Origin of the sequence: Pseudomonas graminis (assembly GCF_001705435.1) — a bacterium.
Taxonomy (GTDB): domain Bacteria; phylum Pseudomonadota; class Gammaproteobacteria; order Pseudomonadales; family Pseudomonadaceae; genus Aquipseudomonas; species Aquipseudomonas graminis_B.
In genome coordinates, this window is sequence record NZ_MDEN01000066.1 from 314,306 (window position 1) to 331,703 (window position 17,398).

Sequence of the window (17,398 nt, forward strand, 5' to 3'; positions counted from 1 at the left end):
ACGCTTGACGACTTTTTGAAGGGGACTGATTTATTTACAACGCTTCAGCGTAAATTAATCTGTCCCCGTATCAGCTCACTGGCCAATTCCCGGCTAAAGCCCGTCCTACCGGAATCCGCGGGAGCTGAACAACCTCAAATCACCCATCAATAACCTTCCGGTAAAACGCCCACTCGGTTTCCAGTGCATGGGCCAGGTTGGCGGCTTTGCGGAAGCCGTGGCGTTCGTCGGGGTAGAAGTGCCCTTCCGCCGGGATGCCGTTATCCAGTAGCGCATTGAGCATGTCGCGGGTCTGGGCGGGGACGACGACTGCGTCGAGTTCGCCCTGAAAAAAGATCACCGGGACCTTGATCTGGTCGGCATGCAGCAGCGGCGTGCGCTCACGGTAGCGCGCCATGTCGACGTCGGGGTCACCGATCAGCCAGTCCAGATAATCCGCCTCGAACTTGTGCGTGGCTTCCGCCAGCGCCAGCGGGTCGCTGACTCCGTAAAGGCTTGCCCCTGCGCGGAACACATCCTTGAATGCCAATGCGCACAGCGTCGTATACCCGCCTGCACTGCCGCCCCGGATGAACGCATTTGCCGGATCGATCAGGCCCTGATTGCCCAAGTATTCAACCACTGCGCAAGCGTCTTCGACATCGACAACGCCCCATTCCAGAAACAGCGCCTGACGATAGGCGCGGCCGTAACCGGTGCTGCCGCGATAGTTGAGGTCGGCGACGGCGAAGCCCCGTTGCGTCCAGAACTGAATGCGCGGGTCCAGCGCGGGGTAGCAGGCGGAGGTCGGGCCGCCGTGTATAAACACCACAAGCGGCGGCTTGTCGTCGCCATTCATGGCCGGGTAGAAATACCCGTGCGCCTCGCCGGCCCCACTTGGATAACGCAAGGTCTGCGGCTGGCTGATGCGCTCGACGGGAAGGGGGCTGACCCCGCCGGCCAGCACCTGAACGCACTTGTCAGCACGACCGATGGCAATGACAGCAGAAGGGCTGACGGGCGACGCCGCGATGCAATAGATATAGTTCGCGTCAACCGCCAGGCTTCTGAAACGGCTGTAATCGCCGCTGAAATCTTCAACTGAACCCTGTGCCGAACGCACGCCGAGCAGGCCTTTACCGTCCTCGAACCAGGCGGCGAGGTACGCGCCCTCGCTCAGCGGCGCCCAGGTCGACGCGCCCAGTTGCCACGGCGCCGAAGCGTGGTCGGCAGCGGCGGCGGGCAGCGCTTCAAAACCGTCCGGCGTCTCAACCCACGGCTGCCAGAACCCGGCGCGGTCAGTCAGGCAATACAAGCGGCCCGCGTCATCGAAGCGGGGTTGCTGCAACGATTCCAGTCCCAACCCGCCCGCGAGACAGTGCGGCCGGCCCCACGCGAGATCGGCCTGGCGTTCGACGCTCATCAGTCGTGAGGACGTCCAGGGCTGATGGGGCCGCCACCACTCGATCCACACCAGGCGATTGCCATCCGGACTGATGGAGGGCGATGCGTAAAAATCCGCGCCTTCGGCCAGTACGTGGCGGCGACCGTCGGCGACGTCGATCGCGACCAGCCGGTGAGTGCTCTTATCCTCCTCAACCGCCAGAATCTGCCCACGCGCAGAACGGACATCTCCGAAGAGCTTGTCGCCCTGGGTCAGGGGGTGAGGGGTTTGGGAGTCGAAGGACTGGAGGTAAATCTGCTGGTCCGCTTCGTTGACGAACACCACGGCATCGTCAGTCAGGCAGAACGAACCGCCGCCGTATTCATACACCCGGCTGCGCACGCTGAAACCCTCGGGGGTCAGGCAAGCGGCCGCGCCGTCGTGCCAGCGCCAGATGCGCGTCGCGGCATCCTGCGGGCGGAATTCACTCCAGAAAAGCCCCGCAGGGCTGACGGCGAGTTCGGCGAAATCGGTGCCTGCCGCCACAGCCTGGGCGGCGGAAAGGAGGTCAGGACTTGGCGATGAGGCGTGAGTTTCGTTCATTGCGGAAGGCCAGTTGCTCGATAGTCTGGCTAGCATACTCGGCTTCATCACGGGCTTGGGTGATCAAGTGATGCTGCGGCGACTTGCTGCACACCGGGTCCGTGTTGCTCGCATCGCCGGTGAGCATGAACGCCTGGCAGCGGCAGCCCCCGAAGTCTTTTTCCTTCTCGTCGCAGGAGCGGCAAGGCTCTGGCATCCACTCGTAACCACGAAAGCGATTGAAGCCGAACGACTCATACCAGATGTGCTGCATCGTGTGATCGCGCACATTGGGGAACTGGATCGGCATCTGCCGCGCCCCATGGCACGGCAGCGCAGTGCCATCCGGCGTCACGGTCAGGAACAGATTGCCCCAGCCGTTCATGCAGGCTTTTGGACGCTCTTCGTAGTAATCGGGGGTGACGAAGATCAGCTTCACCGGGTGATTTTCAGCGGCGAGCTTGACCCGATACTCGTTGGTGATGCGTTCGGCGCGCACAAGTTGGTCTTTGGTCGGCAGCAAGCCCACCCGATTCAAGTGTGCCCAGCCGTAAAACTGACAGGTCGCCAGCTCCACGAAATCCGCTTCCAGTGCCACGCAGAGCTCGATGATCTTGTCGATCTTGTCGATGTTGTGCCGGTGGGTCACGAAGTTGAGGACCATTGGATAGCCATGCTTTTTCACGGCGCGGGCCATTTCCAGCTTCTGCGCGAAGGCCTTTTTCGAGCCGGCGAGCATGTTGTTCACTTGCTCGTCGCTGGCCTGGAAACTGATCTGGATGTGGTCCAGCCCGGCTTCCTTGAAGTCGATAATCTTCTGCTCGGTCAGGCCGATGCCGGAGGTAATCAGGTTGGTGTAGAAGCCCAGCCGTCGCGCTTCGGCGATCAGCTCGGCCAGGTCCTGACGCACCAGTGGCTCGCCACCCGAGAAGCCGATCTGCGCCGCGCCCATTTGCCGGGCTTCGGCCATGACTTTGAACCACTGCTCGGTGCTCAATTCCTGACCCTGCTTGGCGAAATCCAGCGGGTTGGAGCAATACGGGCATTGCAATGGGCAGCGATAGGTCAGCTCGGCGAGCAGCCACAGCGGCAGCCCGACCGGGGGCGTGGGCGGGATGTAGACATCGGACTGAGCGTTCGCTGAGTCAGGCAAATTCGATCCAGAGCTCTGCACGGGCGACCTCCATGAATTGCTCAACGTCAGTGCCGAGCTCGGGAACGCCGGGGAATTTTTCGTCAAGCAGCGCAATGATGGCGCCGACGCTGCGCTGACCGTCAATCAGGCCGCCAATCGCGCTTGCGCTGTCGTTGAGCTTGATCATGCCCTCGGGGTAGAGCAGCACGTGACCGTTTTGCGCGGGCTCGAACTGGAAACGATAACCGCGGCGCCAGCTGGGCACCTGCTCACGATTGAAGCTCATAGGGCGATTCCTTTGTGCCAGACGCGTTGGTCGGTCACGCTGTGATAGGGCGGGCGGTTCAGCTCGTAGGCCATGCTCATGGCATCAAGCATGCTCCACAAAATATCGAGTTTGAACTGCAGAATTTCCAGCATGCGCTCCTGGCCTTCCCGCGTGGTGTAGTGCTGCAGCGTGATCGCCAGACCATGCTCGACGTCGCGGCGCGCCTGACCCAGGCGGGTGCGGAAGTATTCGTAACCGGTCGGGTCGATCCATGGGTAGTGCTGCGGCCAGCTGTCCAAACGCGACTGATGGATCTGCGGCGCGAACAGCTCGGTCAGCGAACTGCTCGCCGCTTCCTGCCAATTGGCGCGACGGGCGAAGTTGACGTAGGCATCGACGGCAAATCGTACGCCGGGCAGAACGAGTTCCTGCGAGCGCAGCTGGTCAGGATCCAGGCCCACGGCTTGACCCAGACGCAACCAGGCTTCGATGCCGCCGTCTTCGCCGGGTGCGCCGTCATGGTCGAGCAAGCGCTGAATCCACTCGCGGCGGATTTCCCGGTCCGGGCAGTTGGCCAGGATCGCAGCGTCCTTTAGCGGGATATTCACCTGATAGTAAAACCGGTTGGCGACCCAGCCCTGAATCTGCTCGCGGGTCGCGCGCCCTTCGTACATCGCCACATGGAAAGGGTGATAGATGTGGTAATACGCGCCCTTGGCGCGCAGGGCCTGTTCGAATTCAGCAGGGGACAGCGGCGTTGCATCGTTCATGTCGGCAGTTCTCGTCAAGAATTTCCGCAGATCCCGTGGGAGTGAGCTTGCTCACGAGTGCGATCTACCTGTGCCGGATAGGCTGGCTGACCTGACACCTTCATGAGCAAACCTGGCCCCACAGTCGGCTAATTAGCGTTTTAAAGCTCGATGCTCATCCCATCGAACGCCACTTCGACGTTCCGCCGCGCCAGTTCAGCGCGCTCGGGCGAGTCTTCGTCGAGGATCGGGTTAGTGTTGTTGATGTGGATAAGCACCTTGCGCTGTTGCGGCAGCTTTTCCAGCACTTCGAGCATGCCGCCGGGGCCGTTTTGCGCCAGATGACCCATCTCCGTCCCTGTACGGGTGCCGACGCCACGACGCTGCATTTCATCGTCATCCCACATTGTGCCGTCAACCAACAGGCAGTCGGCGCCGCTCATTTTCTCCATGAGGGCATCATCGACTTTGCCCAGGCCCGGCGCGTAGAACAGTTTGCCGCCCGTGCTCAGGTCCTCGACCATCAAGCCGATGTTATCGCCCGGGTGTGGGTCGAATCGGTGTGGCGAGTAGGGCGGTGCCGCACTGCGCAGTGGAAATGGCGTAAAGCGCAGATTCGGGCAGGCCGGAATCACAAAGCTGCCTTCCAGCTCGATGCGATTCCAGGCCAGGCCGCCGTTCCAGTGTTTGAGCATGTTGAACAGCGGGAAACCCGTGCTCAGGTCCTCGTGGACCATGTCCGTGCACCAGACCTGATGCGGGCAGCCTTCACGCAGGCTCAGCAGACCGGTGGTGTGGTCGATCTGGCTGTCCATCAGAATGATCGCGCTGATCCCGGTATCGCGCAGGCCGCGATTGGGCTGCATCGGCGCGAACCCCTGGAGCTGGGCGCGGATGTCGGGAGAGGCGTTGCACAAGATCCAGTTCACGCCGTCGTCCGACAGCGCGATGGACGACTGGGTGCGCGCGTGGGCCCGCAAGCTGCCATCGCGAAAGCCAGCGCAATTGGCGCAGTTGCAGTTCCACTGAGGGAAGCCACCGCCGGCGGCGGAACCGAGAATCTGGATGTGCATGTAAACCCCGTAGCGACGGACCAGGTCGGCCCTGAAATCAGAATCGCGTTAATAAAAAAGCCCCGGCGAACCGAGGCTTCTCACCGCGCAACAATCAACGGCTTGCGAAGTACATGGTGACTTCAAAGCCGATACGCAGATCAGTGTAAGCAGGTTTAGTCCACATAATTGACTCCTTCTGGGTTAGTGCAGCGGTGGGTGAGTACATTCTTTAGTGCTCCTGCGAGCGGAGACGTTCAAATGCTTAGGCGGCTATGTTACTAAAATTAACGGAAGGCCAATGATGAAATATCCGATAAAGATTCTTGCACCGCAGGCAATGATCAACTTTTTGCAGCCCGCGGCCGGAGCGGGCTAGAACGGGCCAGGGCGGTTGGAGAGGCAGAGCCGGGCGCTGTCTGGTTGCGCCAGCCGATGAGCGGCTTCGAGCAAAGCAGCGTGTTGAAGATGTGCAAGCGAATGTTGCAGGCGTGCACTGTAGTCGCTGCCGTGTCCTGCCAGATGCGCTTGCCAGAGCAGCTCGGCGGCTTGTGAATGTTCCATGTCAGCCGTCTCAAGTTGCGCCTGCAGGTTTTTTACCTGCGCGGGTAAGTTTGTGGCGTTGATGAGAGTCGGCAGATCCTCGATGAACGCCTCGATATGCGCCACGAGCTGTGTCGCATTCGCACTGGGCGATTGCACACCGAATAGAAGACCGCCCGCGCCTGCGACGTGTCTGAAACCGCTGAAAACGGCGTAGCCCAACTGCAGTTCGACCCGTAGGCGCTGGTAGAAAGGCGCCTGCATCAGCTGTGCGAACAGTCGCCACGTAGCTTCGTCATCGAGAGAGTGGGAGGGCGTTGGATAGAACATCAATAGCGCAACTTCGGCAGACTCCGACGGCTCGATTTCCCACCGTGTGCCCGTAGCCAGAGGTGTTGCGTGCGCTGAAAGCTCCGGGAGACCGGGGATGCGCCGAGCGGCGTGACTCAACACGTTTCGCGCTGAGGGTGTGAAGCCCGTGGCAAACCCCGTCCAGAGCGCCTCTGCCCAGACCTGCGGCAGACCGTCAGTCTGCTGGTTGACGGCGTTGTTCAAATAATGATCAGGTAAGGTCTTCAGCAGCTGACGTATCGGGATGAGGGCCGGATCATTAGCGGGTTCACCGTAGCGCGCCAGGGTTTGCGCATCCGGCTGGACGAGCAGGCTCAGCGCCTGTTCCAGCACGATGGGCAACGGCTCCGCCAAGCCGGAGATCTTTAGCTGCCAGAATCTGCCGTAGGCACTGAAGGCCAGCGTGACCCCCGCTTGACTGGCTTGGGCCATCAGCGGTTTCAGGCTGTCTTCCAGCATCCGGGCAAGCATTGGTTGCGCAGCGGCGAGCGTCCATCGCAGGCATAAGGTCGCCTCGCCGTGTGCTGGCAGCGCCTCGCTGAATGTCAGCCCAGGCAGGTCCGAGCTCGTCGCCGCAACTGGCGTTGTCTGCTTCAAAAACGGATTGGCTTCGGGCAGGCGCCAATCGACGCTTGAAGCGTTGTACGGCGGGGACTCGGCCTCTGCCTGCAACATCGTCAACGGCGTAAATTGGTTCAGCAGCGCATCGACTGTGTCGTTAGACAGGCCTGCCTGATCAGTTTCAGCGCTGAAATGCCTGGCCAGCGACAGCGCACCACTGACGGCCAGGCGCCGCTGTTCAAGCCGCGCGTATTCGTCGAACAACGGGCGGTAACGGGATTTGAAGAAGGCGAGCCAACTGAACACCATTGCTGACACGTGGGGTGACGCGACGGGTGTCATCGTGGCCAATGCGATCTCAATGTCGATGACTGCCTGGCCGGCAAATTCATACATCACCTCGGCCTTCAGCGATTCAATCAATCTTCGTTCACGAAGCTCCGCCACCAGACCGCCCGCTTGCCCGTCATTCATCCAGGTACAAAGGAACGCCGCGGCCTGCTCCTGCCCTGGCGGTAAGCCTTCGCACGCGAACGTCAGATGCATCCGACGCTGGTCAGGTTCGCCGACTGGCTTCGGTGCATCAGTGAGCAGCGCAGGCGGACGCTGCTGTTCGACACGGCTGCCTCGAGCGAAATACGCGCCAGACTGCGTTGCCAGCTCCTCCAGTTCCTCCAGCGACTGAGGCCCTGCGAGGCTCAGCGTCATCTGCCCGGCCTGATAAAACCGTCGATAGAAATCCTGCAGCGCATCCTGAAATGCCTGACGCGGAACCGGAAGACTGAAGCGATTCCCTGCATGAAACCCGCGTAGGGGATGCAAGGCCGACAAGGGCTGCAGGCGTTTCAGCCGATCACGGGAGGCATCGTCCCGCGACCAGGCGATGAATTCCGCGTGCAGCACCTCCCGTTCTCGCAGCTGATCGGGAATCGTCATGCGTGGATGGGCGAGCATTTCGCACAGCCGCTCTAGACCGTCGGGGAACACGGCGCGGGGCAGTTCGAAGAAGAAGTCGGTGGTGCGCTCGCGTGTGCTGGCGTTCACTTGCCCGCCATGGCGCTGCACGAACGCCATCAGTTTTTCGTCGGCCGTAAAGCGCTCGGTGCCGAGGAAGAACAGGTGCTCGAGAAAATGCGCCAGCCCCGGCCAGCGGGCCGACACATCATGACCGCCTGCCGCCACCCGCAATGCCGCAGCGCAACGCTTCAAACGTGGTGCCGAAACAAGCACCACGTTCAAGCCATTGGGCAGGGTCAGGGATCGCTGGCTGATTGGGTTGGGCATGGCGTTTGTGATGTTTGCTGACTGAGCGGCCATGCTAGCGGATAACGGGCGCTCAGGTGTGGGACGTGCGCAGTGGCGACGCTGGGCAATTACCCTACGGTTTACCCAGACCGGCATAAAACCCCGGCCGGCGATCCTTGAAATACGTATTGATCGCCTGCGATTCGCTCACCGCTTCACGATCCAGGTCTGCAATCACCAGCGCCTCATCCCGACCGGCAAGCCCGATTTGCCGACCGTCAGGCGCACAGACGCTGCTCAAACCGCAGTAATGGATCTCGCCCTCATTGCCGCAGTAATTGGCATAAACCAGGTAGCACTGGTTCTCGAAGGCGCGGGCCCGCACGGTGACTTGCGCGACGAAATCGTAGGGCGCCATGTTTGCTGTCGGTACCAGAATCAGGTCTGCGCCGGCCAGGGCCAGACGCCGCGTGTTCTCGGGAAACTCGACGTCGTAGCAGATCAAAAAGCCGAGCCTCCAGCCGCCGAATTCCACCACCGGGAAGTGCTCATCGCCCGCGCTGAACATCGCGTTGTCCAGGTCGCCATACAGATGGGTCTTACGGTAATTGCAGAGCCGAACACCTTGCGCGTCGATTAACTGCACGGCGTTGTAAACCTGATCGTCGCCGCTTGACTCCGGGTAGCCGTACAGAATCGCGACGCCCGTGGCCTGGGCTATCTCGGCGATCTTCAGCGCAGCCGGGCCGTCGCTCGTTTGCGCCAACTCCCGCGCCGCCTGGGCACCGATGTTGTAGCCGCTGAGAAACATCTCGGGGAAGACCAGCAGCGCCGCCCCCTGCGCCGATGCCTCGATCGCTTGGGCTTCCAGTCGCATGAGGTTGGCGCTGACGTCCAGCGGCAGCGGCGGGCATTGGTAGAGGGCGACGCGCATTTGTGGCTTCCTTATTCCGGCAAAACGATCGGGCCGATCTCGTGAAACACGTCTCCGGGGCCCGGGTTCTCGGCGTGAGTCTTACCGCCGAAGTGAGTCATGATGCCCCACACCGCGTTCAGCGAGGTCTGTACTGCGCCTTCGACCCAGGCGGGTGTCCAGGACACATCGTCACCGGCGATGAAAATGCCCCGTTGCTCGTCAGGCATTTCCTTCTGCATGAAGTGCGCGTACATCCGCTGGTTATAGCGGTAGTGGCCCGGCAGCGCGCCTTTGAAAGCGCCAAGGAAGTGCGGGTCGGATTCCCACGACACGGTGATCGGGTCTCCGATGACGCGCGCGGCGATATCGACCTTTGGGTAGATCTTTTTCAGCGCGCCGAGCGCCAGGCTGACGCGCTTTTCCACGGGATGCGGCAGCATTTTCAGCGCGTCGCTCATCCACGAGTACGACAGGCAAATTACCCCCGGCTTCTCGACGCCGTTGGAATAGGTGCCGTTGTCGAACAGATAAGTGCCACGGGTCAGGCGATCCGTCAGGGTCATGCTCATGAGGTCGCGGCCGGTCTCAGGGTCTTTGTCCTTCCAGAACGGCCGGTCGACCATGACGAAGGTTTTCGACGACTGCATGTAGCGCGTGCGGTCCAGCGCCATCCACATCTTCTGTGAGAACAGCGACTCTTCGCACTCGATCTGGGTGGTCAGCAGCCAGCTCTGGCACGTGGCCAGAACCGCATCGTAATGGCGGACGTCGCCCAAGTTGTCGGTGACCGCGAACTGACCGTTGGCGGCGCGGCTGATGCCCTTGACGCCCGTGCGCGGGGCGCCCCGGTGCAGCGTCGACAGGCTGGTGCCTTCTGGCCAATGGGCGCAACGTTCAGGGGCATGGCGCCAGATGCCGATAGGGACTTGCGCGACGCCGCCGACGATCAGGTGTTGGTGATCGTCGCAGTTGGTCATGACCACGCGGAAGATCTCCAGCATCGAGTTCGGGAAGTCCGAGTCCCAGCCACCGGTGCCAAAGCCGACCTGACCAAACACTTCGCGGTGATAGAACGACAGCTTGGCGAAGGCCTTGGAGGTGGCGACAAAATCATAGAACGTGCGGTCGTCCCACAGCGGCACCAGCTTGTCCCACAGCTCCTTGAGCCGAGGCACGTCGCGGTCGCGGATGGCTTGCTGAATGTCGGCGAACTGCGAGCCGTCCTCCAGCGCGTCGGCCCAGGCGTCGGCGACTTCCTGAAACAGCGCAGGCAAGTCCGACAGTTTCTGTGCGTAGTGAGTGCTGCCTTCCAGGTCAATCACCGTGCTGCCGGACGCCGCCGTGAGCGGGTTGGGGAAGGGTTTGGATTCCAGGCCGAGCTTGTCGACGTAGTGATAAAAAGCGGTGGATGACACCGGGAAGCGCATGCCGCCCAGCTCGGCAATGATGCCTTCGGCGCCTTCGAACTGTTGTGAGCGCAGACGGCCGCCCATTTTGGAGGCTTCATAAACGACGGGCTTGAGGCCCAGCTTCATCAGTTCATAAGCCGCCACCAGCCCTGCGATACCGGCGCCGACGATGGCCACCTCTTTTCCAAGGTTTTCCGTAGGAATGCTGCCCAGGCCTGCCGGGTGCTCAATCCAGTCATCGAAGGCGAACGGGAAGTCCGGGCCGAAAATCGTGATCGGTTTTTTTCCGTCGGCGGGGTGGCGATTGTTCTTCATGACTGACCTTGTTCGACTGGGGCGCGAAAGTGGACAAGTCTAGATAACAGTTGGGACGTTAATAAGACGCAGAGTGTCGTCGTTGTGTCGAGAATGCCGTCAAAGTGACGGGTTAGCTCGTCACATTGTTATAAGTTGCCCATTCAGGATGGCTGCCCGCGGTCGATCTTGCTGCTCAGGATGATCGATGTGGTGGTCTTCTCGACGCCATCGACACTCCCGATCAGATCGAGCAACTGGTCCAGCTGCTCCGGCGAGTCCGTGCGCAGCCACGCGACGTAATCGAACTCGCCACTCACGGCGCACAACTGTTGCACCTGCGCGAGCGCACTCAGCCGCCGCAACACTTCCTTGCCAGAGCGAGGCTGCACGGTGATCCCGACATAGGCCTGCAGCCCGCCATCCACCAGCCGCTGACCCAGACGCACGCCATAGCCGGTGATGATTTTGGCTTTCTCCAGGCGCGCCAGTCGCGAGGTCACGGTCGTGCGCGCGATGCCCAATTGCCGGGCCAGATTTGCGACCGGTTCCCGGGCATTGATTTGCAGCGCTGCGATCAGTTTGCGATCGATGTCATCGAGCGCTGGGGGGCGGGTGTCAGGCAAGGCGGATCTCCTTCGGCAAGCGAGGCATGTTAGGAGATTCCTTAGGGGTTTGGGTGATATTCGAATCCCAAAGCGACGCGAAACCCTAGGCATTCTGCGTCGATCGTCCATCGGGGATGGGCGTCAGAGAACCTGCGTCGGTCATGTAGGACTTTTCTGCGCTGTAAGGCTTTTGTCATTCTTCTGTCACCCCCGGCATGCCTAAATTCTCTCCCCATCCCTTTGAATCAACGCCGGGAGCCTCGTCATGACTCTGGATTTCTCCGAAACCGCCCGCTACATCCAGGCCGATATCCTCGACAGCTTCGACGAAGAACTGGAAATGGAGTACGACGACGCGCGCCTGGACGGCTTGTTGGCTGACTTGGGTGAGGAGGTGCCCAAAGGGATTGATCGCCGCCTGTACTTCCGCGAGCTGCTGCGTCTGCAAGGCGAGTTGGTCAAACTGCAGGATTGGGTGGTGAGCCAGAAGCTCAAGGCGGTCGTGCTGTTCGAAGGCCGGGATGCGGCAGGCAAGGGCGGTGCGATCAAGCGCATCACTCAGCGCCTCAACCCGCGGGTCTGTCGCGTGGCTGCACTGACCGCGCCAAGTGAACGCGAGCGCACGCAGTGGTACTTCCAGCGCTATGTCGCGCACCTCCCAGCCGCTGGCGAAATGGTGCTGTTCGACCGCAGTTGGTACAACCGGGCCGGGGTCGAGCGGGTCATGGGCTTCTGCAATGACGAGGAGTACGAAGAGTTTTTCCGCACCGTCCCCGAGTTCGAAAAGATGCTGGTGCGCTCGGGCATCATCCTGATCAAGTACTGGTTCTCCATCACCGACGACGAGCAGTACCGGCGCTTTCTGATGCGCATTCATGACCCGCTGAAACAGTGGAAGCTCTCGCCGATGGACCTTGAGTCCCGCCGTCGCTGGGAGGACTACACCAACGCGAAAGAAGAAATGCTCACCCGTTCCCACACTGACGTCGCGCCATGGTGGATCGTCGAGGCCGACGACAAGAAACGCGCCCGCCTGAACTGTATTCATCACCTGCTGGAGCAGATCCCGCGCGGGGATACCGAGACACCGCAAGTGGTGCTGCCGGAGCGCGAATACAACGCCAATTACCTGCGCGCCCCAGTACCGCGTGAGATGGTTGTTCCGCCGGTTTATTGATCCTCCACCGGTTTTTGATCACCGTGCTGGCGTGGTTCAGATTTTCCACGCCGGCGCAGTTTTCGCCAGTCGTTGCTGCAGGCTTTCAAGATTCTGCGTGAACTGGCGGGTCATCAGCTGATAACCGAGCACCTCGGTAGAGGCGGTTGGAACGTCGGGCCCGACGGTCAAGCTCTCGGTCGGTCGCTGCAAACGCTCGGTCGCACCGGTCTGCAGCGCGCGGGCCATGCCGATCAACATGCGACGAATCCGCCGTTGCTCCGCCGTCACGCCCGTGCTGCCAGCATCTGCCGGACGCAGATTCGACAGAATCTCGAGGATGCTCAGGCACATGCGGAAATGGCTCTGAATGGCGTCCAACTCAACGATCGAAATTTTCACTTCCTTGGACACCGACGGCATCAGCGAACGCAGCTGCAACAGCGTTGCGCCCATTCGCGCGGTCAGCTTCACATGCTCATCTGCGGTCATGGACTGCCCGCTGGCGATCCGGTCGTAAGCCAAGGCACAGTCACGCAATCCATTCGCCAGGTTGTAGCGCCACGAATACACGGCGTACAGCGGGAGTGCGAACGAGAACGCCAGGGCGAGGGCGATGCCGATCAGGATGTCCACTGTTCGCCACAACCCGTCCGTGATCGGGTTGTCACCGTGGCCCGCCACGATGAACAGCGTGATCGCCGACAACAGCGCCGTGTAACCGCCCTTGCCGATGGCGTGATACGCAAAAAAGCCGCAGATCAGCGACATAACCACGTACGTCAGCAACGGCATGCCCAGATAGCTTTCCTGCGCCACCATCGCCAGGCCCAGCGCCGCGCCAATTAATGTTCCGTACGCGCGCTCCACCGATTTTTTGCCGATATTGCCGTGGTGCTGCAACCCGCCAATCACGATCAGCATGGTCACCGACGCCCACTCACCGTGGGGCAGATGAAAACCTGTCGTCAGAAGAATCGACACCAGCAGTCCGACCACGATTCGGCCGGCGTGAATGTAGCGCGCATGGCGATAGCGGCGGTATGGATCCAGAAGCGGACGCAGGGCGCGGCGAAGCCAGGAGGGTAGGGAGGCTGAGTTCATGGGGTTACAGACCATGGAGGAGATGAATATATCCGAAGCCTAGTAAATGCTGCGCGTCACCTCCGGTGTGCACTGATTCACAAAGTCATCACATGTGAGATGTTGCGTATCCGGATGCTTGCGCGTAGGGTGCGTTGCTATCACATGTGATGTTCGGGAAAACTTCAATGGCTCGGAAAACTTCAACCGACTACATGCGCGAGATGCGCGCTCGGCTGACGGCTGCCGGGTACGTGAAACGAGAGCTGTACGTGCTTCCCGAAAACGCGGAAGTATTGAGAGACATCGAAAAAGTGCTGCGCCAGCCCTACTTGGGTAACCGGATCAAACTGGAGGGATTCATGACTGAGAACACCAATTGGACGATCAACACACTTCACTCGGCGTTCGCCGAGCTGGACGTTGTGAAAGACAAAGATATCGAGCTGACCCTCATTCAAGGCGCCGAGCCAAGTCTGAGCCTGGTGATGAACCAGTTCGGCGGCTTGCCCATCATCATTGCCATTGCGGGCGACCAGATCCTGGTTGATTCCGTGCTGGTGTACGCCTCCGAGGTGAAAGACCCGGCGGCTTTTAACGACGCTGTGTTGCGCAGCCGGGAGCTGTTCCCGCTGTCGTCGATCGGCATCGAGACCCTGCCGAACGGCGAAACCTTCTACAACATGTTTGGCGCACTGAGCGCAGCCTCTTCGTTGACGGTCGTCGTCCACGAGGTGCTCACCCTGGCAGAAAACGTGATTCATGCGGCCGACGCCTACGAAGATTTTCTTAAAGTTGATTCACAGTAATCGGGAGACACATCAATGAGCCTTTGGAAAAAAATGGTCACAGCGTTGCGTGGTGGGGCTTCCGAGGTGGGTGAAGCCATCGTCGATGCCCAGGCACTGCGAATCCTCGATCAGGAAATCCGTGACGCCGACGCCTCCATGCTCGCGGCGCGCAACCAGCTGATCCAGATCAAAGCCAAGCACAAGCTCTCGCTCCAGCGCGTTGAAGAGCACGACAAGAACATCGCCAACTGGGAGCAGAAAGCGCTCGCGGCGATGAACAAAGGCGAAGAAGCCCTTGCCCTCGAGTGTGCCGAGAAAGTGGCCGAGCTGACGGCTCTGCGCGATCAGGAGAAACTGGCGGCCGATCAGTTTGGCGTCCACGTGGCGAAACTGACCGCACAGGTCATCAAAGCCGAAAGCCAGATCAAAGGCCTGCGTCAGCAGACCGACATGGCCAAGGCCCGCGACAGCGTGCAAAAGGCACAGATCAACGCGGCGGCTGCGACCGGCGGTGCCAATGGCCGACTCGAAACCGCAGTGGGTTCGCTGGCACGTATCAAGCAGCGTCAGGATGAACAGGACGCGAGACTTGAAGCGGCCGATGAGCTGGCCGAGGCTGCCAATGGCGGCGATCTGGAGCGTCGTCTTCAGGATGCCGGGATCGGCGCTAAAACAGGCGGCGCAGCGGACGTCTTGGCCCGCTTGAAAGCGCAAAGCCAGAGCGGTAACGCTGGGCAATAAGCACCGTTAAACAAAGGCAGCCGGGTATCCGGCTGCCTTTTTTCGGTTTCGATTTTTCGGGTTTCAGCGGTGTGCGGATGAATATCGGAAACGGACTACGGACGATACTCTGCCTTGCCGCTTTGATGATCGTTGTGCAGATGGTTAACTCCCTGACCGCCAACAGCCTGCTGTCCCACGGCCTGGTGCCTAGAACGTTTTCCGGACTGCAAGGCATCCTGTTTTCTCCGTTTCTGCATGGTTCGGTCCGTCACCTGCTGAGCAATCTCCTGCCTTTTGTGGTGCTGAGCTGGCTGGTCGCAACCGAGGGGCTTCAGCGTTACATTCGCGTTGCACTGCTCATCACTGTGCTGGGAGGCCTGATGGTTTGGGTGATTGGCAGACCTGTCATCCATGTGGGCGCCAGCGGCCTGATATTTGGCTTGTGGGCGTATTTGCTGGCCCGAGGCTGGTATCAGCGCAGTCTGGCGAGTTTCGCGATCGCACTGGTGACCCTGCTGGGCTACAGCGGATTGATTTTCGGCTTCATTCCGGTGCCGGGCGTATCGATTGAGTCACACCTGTGTGGCGCGCTTGCCGGTATCGTGACGGCCTGGTTAATGCACTCACGGCAGCTTCTTGACCGAAGCCCCGTGAAGTGAAGGGCAGAACTTTTTCAGATCGCCTCGGCGCGAATTCAAGGAGATGAAACATGAGCTGGATCAAACGCGCATTAGGCCTGGAGTCGCCCATTCCACCGGCCGGCTCCAATCCCCTCGGCAATTCGGCCTTGGCTAATCCGTTCGGGCTGGCTACCGGGCGGATGATGGACCTCGACGACTCGCTCAAGCTGATGCTCGACGGCCATTCGGAACTGGTGGTCCCCAACGAAGAAGTGGTCTGGTCAGTGGGTCAGGTCGACCTGGGGCAATCGGTTCGTCTGGTGCGCTTCTACTTCGAGGATGAGGATTACTGGCTGCAGGTCATGATGAACGGGCCTGCCGCTGAAGACGTCCAGGACATCATCCTGTTCGGCTACAGCAGCGCCGTCACGATCAACAGCGAGGCGGAGCTCAAGCGTCTGGTGGGGCCTGCGTCCAAAGTCGGTCTGCCGATATTCGAGCATGACGGCTGGGAATACGGGCGTCAGTGGGGCACGGAAGAGGGTCAGACCGAGCTCACGCCCATGGACGAGCAGGTTGTCAGTCCTGACGGTGCTTACCGCATCAAGCACTTGAGCATGTTGTACGCGCGGGACACTGGATTGGTGGATCGTCGCGAGTTTCTGCTGCTGTCGGTCGAGGAAGACGAGGAGGGCGTTGTTTCCTTCACCACGTCGGTCGGCGTGACCCTGCAGTCCACTGATTTCACCGTCATTTAAAAGGAAGTAAAAAATGCTTGAAGCGCTTCGTATGTCCGTCAGCGTCCAGTCGTTGCTGAGTTTTGTGGTCTACATCATTGTGGCCGGCGGGTTGTTCGCGTTGTTTCAGATGGCCTACACGCGTCTGACGCCGCACAAGGAATTCGCCCTGATTCGTGAGGGCAATGTTGCCGCGGCGGTCGCCCTCGGCGGTGCGCTGATCGGTTTTGCCCTGCCTGCCAGCAACGTCATCACCTACAGCATCAGCGTACTGGACGTGGTGATCTGGGCAGTAATCGCAGCAGTCGTACAGCTGCTGGCCTTCACCGCCACCAGCATGGTGCTCAAGGATCTTTCCGCACGCATTACCCGAGGCGAGCTAGCCGCGGCCATCTACGCCGCCAGCGTCTCGATCAGTGTCGGTTTTCTCAACTCGGCCTGCATGACGCCGTCGACCTGATCGCCCGTTATCGAAAGGAGTTATCGATGAGACGTAGTTCCCTCAAGCTGGTCCTGGCCAGCACCCTGCCGCTGGCGATCAGCGCGTGCAGCAAATCCGACACCGTCGAAGTTTCCGCGCAGCAGACCTATCCATCGGTTCAAGCCTGTGTGGATCAGAAAGTCCCGGTCGACATCTGCTCGGACGCCTACATGAGCGCGCTGGCGGAGCACCGCCGCGTAGCCCCGACCTACGACGACAAGACGGCTTGCGAAGCAGATTTCGTCCCTGATTACTGCCAGCAGAATGCCGATGGCAAATTCACGCCCAAGCTCGGCGGTTTCCAGCTGGAAGTTTCCGGGGAGCTTCCCAAGTCCCAGGTCGACGCAGCGAAGGCCCAGGCCGACCAGTCCGGCGGCGGTGGCGGCGGCTTTGGTTCCGGGGTGAACGGATTTCTGATGGGCATGCTGGTCAGCAACATGGTTAACGGATTCACCGGTGGTGGCGGTCGTTACTACGCCCAGCCCATCTATCAGGAGCGTGACTCGCGGGGTGGATATGGGTATTCCACACTGTCGCGCCAGATCGAACGGGGCAAAACCTTCGGCAACTCCACCCAGGCGCGAAGCAGCTCGACCGGCACTTACAGCAAAAGCACCCTTGGCCGTAATTCCTCCGTCTCGTCTTCCGTTTCCCGTGGCGGTTTCGGCAGCCAGGCGACTGCTCGCAGTGGTTGGGGTGGCAAAAGCAGCGGCTCAAGCTTCGGCGGCTAA

General features: G+C 60.5%; 18 protein-coding genes. 7 read left to right on the plus strand and 11 right to left on the minus strand.

Annotated features, from left to right (window positions below; translation table 11 throughout):
* Positions 1 to 139 precede the first annotated feature (139 nt).
* From BBI10_RS19750 to BBI10_RS19795, 10 genes are all read right to left on the minus strand, one after another.
* A complete protein-coding gene (locus tag BBI10_RS19750) occupies positions 140 to 1,966 on the minus strand; it encodes a S9 family peptidase (protein ID WP_065991307.1) in 1,827 nt (608 codons plus the stop codon).
* Positions 1,932 to 3,119 (minus strand): pyrroloquinoline quinone biosynthesis protein PqqE, encoded by a 1,188-nt coding sequence (gene pqqE / locus BBI10_RS19755; protein WP_065991308.1) that lies wholly within the window; start codon positions 3,117 to 3,119, stop codon positions 1,932 to 1,934. The genes BBI10_RS19750 and pqqE overlap by 35 nt, the downstream gene beginning before the upstream one ends.
* Complete coding sequence (gene pqqD / locus BBI10_RS19760; RefSeq protein ID WP_065991309.1) at positions 3,091 to 3,366, minus strand: pyrroloquinoline quinone biosynthesis peptide chaperone PqqD; 276 nt, start codon at positions 3,364 to 3,366, stop codon at positions 3,091 to 3,093. The genes pqqE and pqqD overlap by 29 nt, the downstream gene beginning before the upstream one ends.
* A complete protein-coding gene (gene pqqC, locus BBI10_RS19765) occupies positions 3,363 to 4,118 on the minus strand; it encodes a pyrroloquinoline-quinone synthase PqqC (protein ID WP_065991310.1) in 756 nt (251 codons plus the stop codon). The genes pqqD and pqqC overlap by 4 nt, the downstream gene beginning before the upstream one ends.
* 140 nt (positions 4,119 to 4,258) lie before the next feature.
* Positions 4,259 to 5,170 (minus strand): pyrroloquinoline quinone biosynthesis protein PqqB, encoded by a 912-nt coding sequence (gene pqqB, locus BBI10_RS19770; RefSeq protein WP_065991311.1) that lies wholly within the window; start codon positions 5,168 to 5,170, stop codon positions 4,259 to 4,261.
* A 94-nt stretch (positions 5,171 to 5,264) separates the two neighbouring features.
* Positions 5,265 to 5,336, minus strand: a complete 72-nt coding sequence (gene pqqA / locus BBI10_RS19775) for a pyrroloquinoline quinone precursor peptide PqqA (protein ID WP_008365141.1) — start codon at positions 5,334 to 5,336, stop codon at positions 5,265 to 5,267.
* Positions 5,337 to 5,524: 188 nt separating this feature from the next.
* Positions 5,525 to 7,888: a pyrroloquinoline quinone biosynthesis protein PqqF gene (gene pqqF / locus BBI10_RS19780; protein WP_065991382.1), complete on the minus strand. Its 2,364-nt coding sequence runs from the start codon at positions 7,886 to 7,888 to the stop codon at positions 5,525 to 5,527.
* A 94-nt stretch (positions 7,889 to 7,982) separates the two neighbouring features.
* On the minus strand, positions 7,983 to 8,783 hold the full coding sequence (locus tag BBI10_RS19785) for a carbon-nitrogen hydrolase family protein (protein WP_065991312.1): 801 nt from the start codon (positions 8,781 to 8,783) through the stop codon (positions 7,983 to 7,985).
* An 11-nt stretch (positions 8,784 to 8,794) separates the two neighbouring features.
* A complete protein-coding gene (locus BBI10_RS19790; protein WP_065991313.1) occupies positions 8,795 to 10,489 on the minus strand; it encodes a flavin monoamine oxidase family protein in 1,695 nt (564 codons plus the stop codon).
* Between the two features lie 143 nt (positions 10,490 to 10,632).
* Positions 10,633 to 11,094 carry an Lrp/AsnC family transcriptional regulator gene (locus tag BBI10_RS19795; protein ID WP_065991314.1) on the minus strand — a complete coding sequence of 154 codons (462 nt, stop codon included), beginning with the start codon at positions 11,092 to 11,094 and terminating at the stop codon, positions 10,633 to 10,635.
* A gap of 247 nt (positions 11,095 to 11,341) precedes the next feature.
* On the opposite strand from BBI10_RS19795, the gene ppk2 reads away from it, so the two are divergent.
* Complete coding sequence (gene ppk2 / locus BBI10_RS19800; RefSeq protein WP_065991315.1) at positions 11,342 to 12,253, plus strand: polyphosphate kinase 2; 912 nt, start codon at positions 11,342 to 11,344, stop codon at positions 12,251 to 12,253.
* 36 nt (positions 12,254 to 12,289) lie between these two features.
* Here ppk2 and BBI10_RS19805 read toward each other — a convergent pair whose 3' ends face one another.
* The gene (locus BBI10_RS19805) at positions 12,290 to 13,336 is read right to left on the minus strand and encodes an FUSC family protein (RefSeq protein ID WP_065991316.1); all 1,047 of its coding nucleotides are present in this window, start codon (positions 13,334 to 13,336) and stop codon (positions 12,290 to 12,292) included.
* 167 nt (positions 13,337 to 13,503) lie between these two features.
* On the opposite strand from BBI10_RS19805, the gene BBI10_RS19810 reads away from it, so the two are divergent.
* From BBI10_RS19810 to BBI10_RS19835, 6 genes are all read left to right on the plus strand, one after another.
* On the plus strand, positions 13,504 to 14,124 hold the full coding sequence (locus BBI10_RS19810) for a YjfI family protein (protein WP_083233191.1): 621 nt from the start codon (positions 13,504 to 13,506) through the stop codon (positions 14,122 to 14,124).
* A 15-nt stretch (positions 14,125 to 14,139) separates the two neighbouring features.
* Complete coding sequence (locus tag BBI10_RS19815) at positions 14,140 to 14,847, plus strand: PspA/IM30 family protein (protein WP_065991318.1); 708 nt, start codon at positions 14,140 to 14,142, stop codon at positions 14,845 to 14,847.
* 77 nt (positions 14,848 to 14,924) lie between these two features.
* Positions 14,925 to 15,488, plus strand: coding sequence for a rhomboid family intramembrane serine protease (locus tag BBI10_RS19820; RefSeq protein ID WP_065991319.1), 564 nt, complete (start codon positions 14,925 to 14,927; stop codon positions 15,486 to 15,488).
* Between the two features lie 50 nt (positions 15,489 to 15,538).
* On the plus strand, positions 15,539 to 16,207 hold the full coding sequence (locus BBI10_RS19825) for a DUF2491 family protein (protein ID WP_065991320.1): 669 nt from the start codon (positions 15,539 to 15,541) through the stop codon (positions 16,205 to 16,207).
* A 13-nt stretch (positions 16,208 to 16,220) separates the two neighbouring features.
* The gene (locus tag BBI10_RS19830) at positions 16,221 to 16,646 is read left to right on the plus strand and encodes a DUF350 domain-containing protein (protein WP_065991321.1); all 426 of its coding nucleotides are present in this window, start codon (positions 16,221 to 16,223) and stop codon (positions 16,644 to 16,646) included.
* A gap of 26 nt (positions 16,647 to 16,672) precedes the next feature.
* Complete coding sequence (locus tag BBI10_RS19835) at positions 16,673 to 17,398, plus strand: DUF1190 domain-containing protein (protein WP_065991322.1); 726 nt, start codon at positions 16,673 to 16,675, stop codon at positions 17,396 to 17,398.

Bases quoted from the DNA above. Each gene is read 5' to 3' on its own strand.
- pqqD (WP_065991309.1), bottom strand. From the start codon at position 3,366: ATGAGCTTCAATCGTGAGCAGGTGCCCAGCTGGCGCCGCGGTTATCGT.
- BBI10_RS19825 (WP_065991320.1), top strand. From the start codon at position 15,539: ATGAGCTGGATCAAACGCGCATTAGGCCTGGAGTCGCCCATTCCACCG.
- BBI10_RS19815 (WP_065991318.1), top strand. From the start codon at position 14,140: ATGAGCCTTTGGAAAAAAATGGTCACAGCGTTGCGTGGTGGGGCTTCC.
- BBI10_RS19820 (WP_065991319.1), top strand. From the start codon at position 14,925: ATGAATATCGGAAACGGACTACGGACGATACTCTGCCTTGCCGCTTTG.
- BBI10_RS19750 (WP_065991307.1), bottom strand. From the start codon at position 1,966: ATGAACGAAACTCACGCCTCATCGCCAAGTCCTGACCTCCTTTCCGCC.
- BBI10_RS19830 (WP_065991321.1), top strand. From the start codon at position 16,221: ATGCTTGAAGCGCTTCGTATGTCCGTCAGCGTCCAGTCGTTGCTGAGT.
- ppk2 (WP_065991315.1), top strand. From the start codon at position 11,342: ATGACTCTGGATTTCTCCGAAACCGCCCGCTACATCCAGGCCGATATC.
- pqqB (WP_065991311.1), bottom strand. From the start codon at position 5,170: ATGCACATCCAGATTCTCGGTTCCGCCGCCGGCGGTGGCTTCCCTCAG.
- BBI10_RS19805 (WP_065991316.1), bottom strand. From the start codon at position 13,336: ATGAACTCAGCCTCCCTACCCTCCTGGCTTCGCCGCGCCCTGCGTCCG.
- pqqF (WP_065991382.1), bottom strand. From the start codon at position 7,888: ATGCCCAACCCAATCAGCCAGCGATCCCTGACCCTGCCCAATGGCTTG.
- pqqC (WP_065991310.1), bottom strand. From the start codon at position 4,118: ATGAACGATGCAACGCCGCTGTCCCCTGCTGAATTCGAACAGGCCCTG.
- BBI10_RS19785 (WP_065991312.1), bottom strand. From the start codon at position 8,783: ATGCGCGTCGCCCTCTACCAATGCCCGCCGCTGCCGCTGGACGTCAGC.
- BBI10_RS19810 (WP_083233191.1), top strand. From the start codon at position 13,504: ATGGCTCGGAAAACTTCAACCGACTACATGCGCGAGATGCGCGCTCGG.
- BBI10_RS19790 (WP_065991313.1), bottom strand. From the start codon at position 10,489: ATGAAGAACAATCGCCACCCCGCCGACGGAAAAAAACCGATCACGATT.
- BBI10_RS19835 (WP_065991322.1), top strand. From the start codon at position 16,673: ATGAGACGTAGTTCCCTCAAGCTGGTCCTGGCCAGCACCCTGCCGCTG.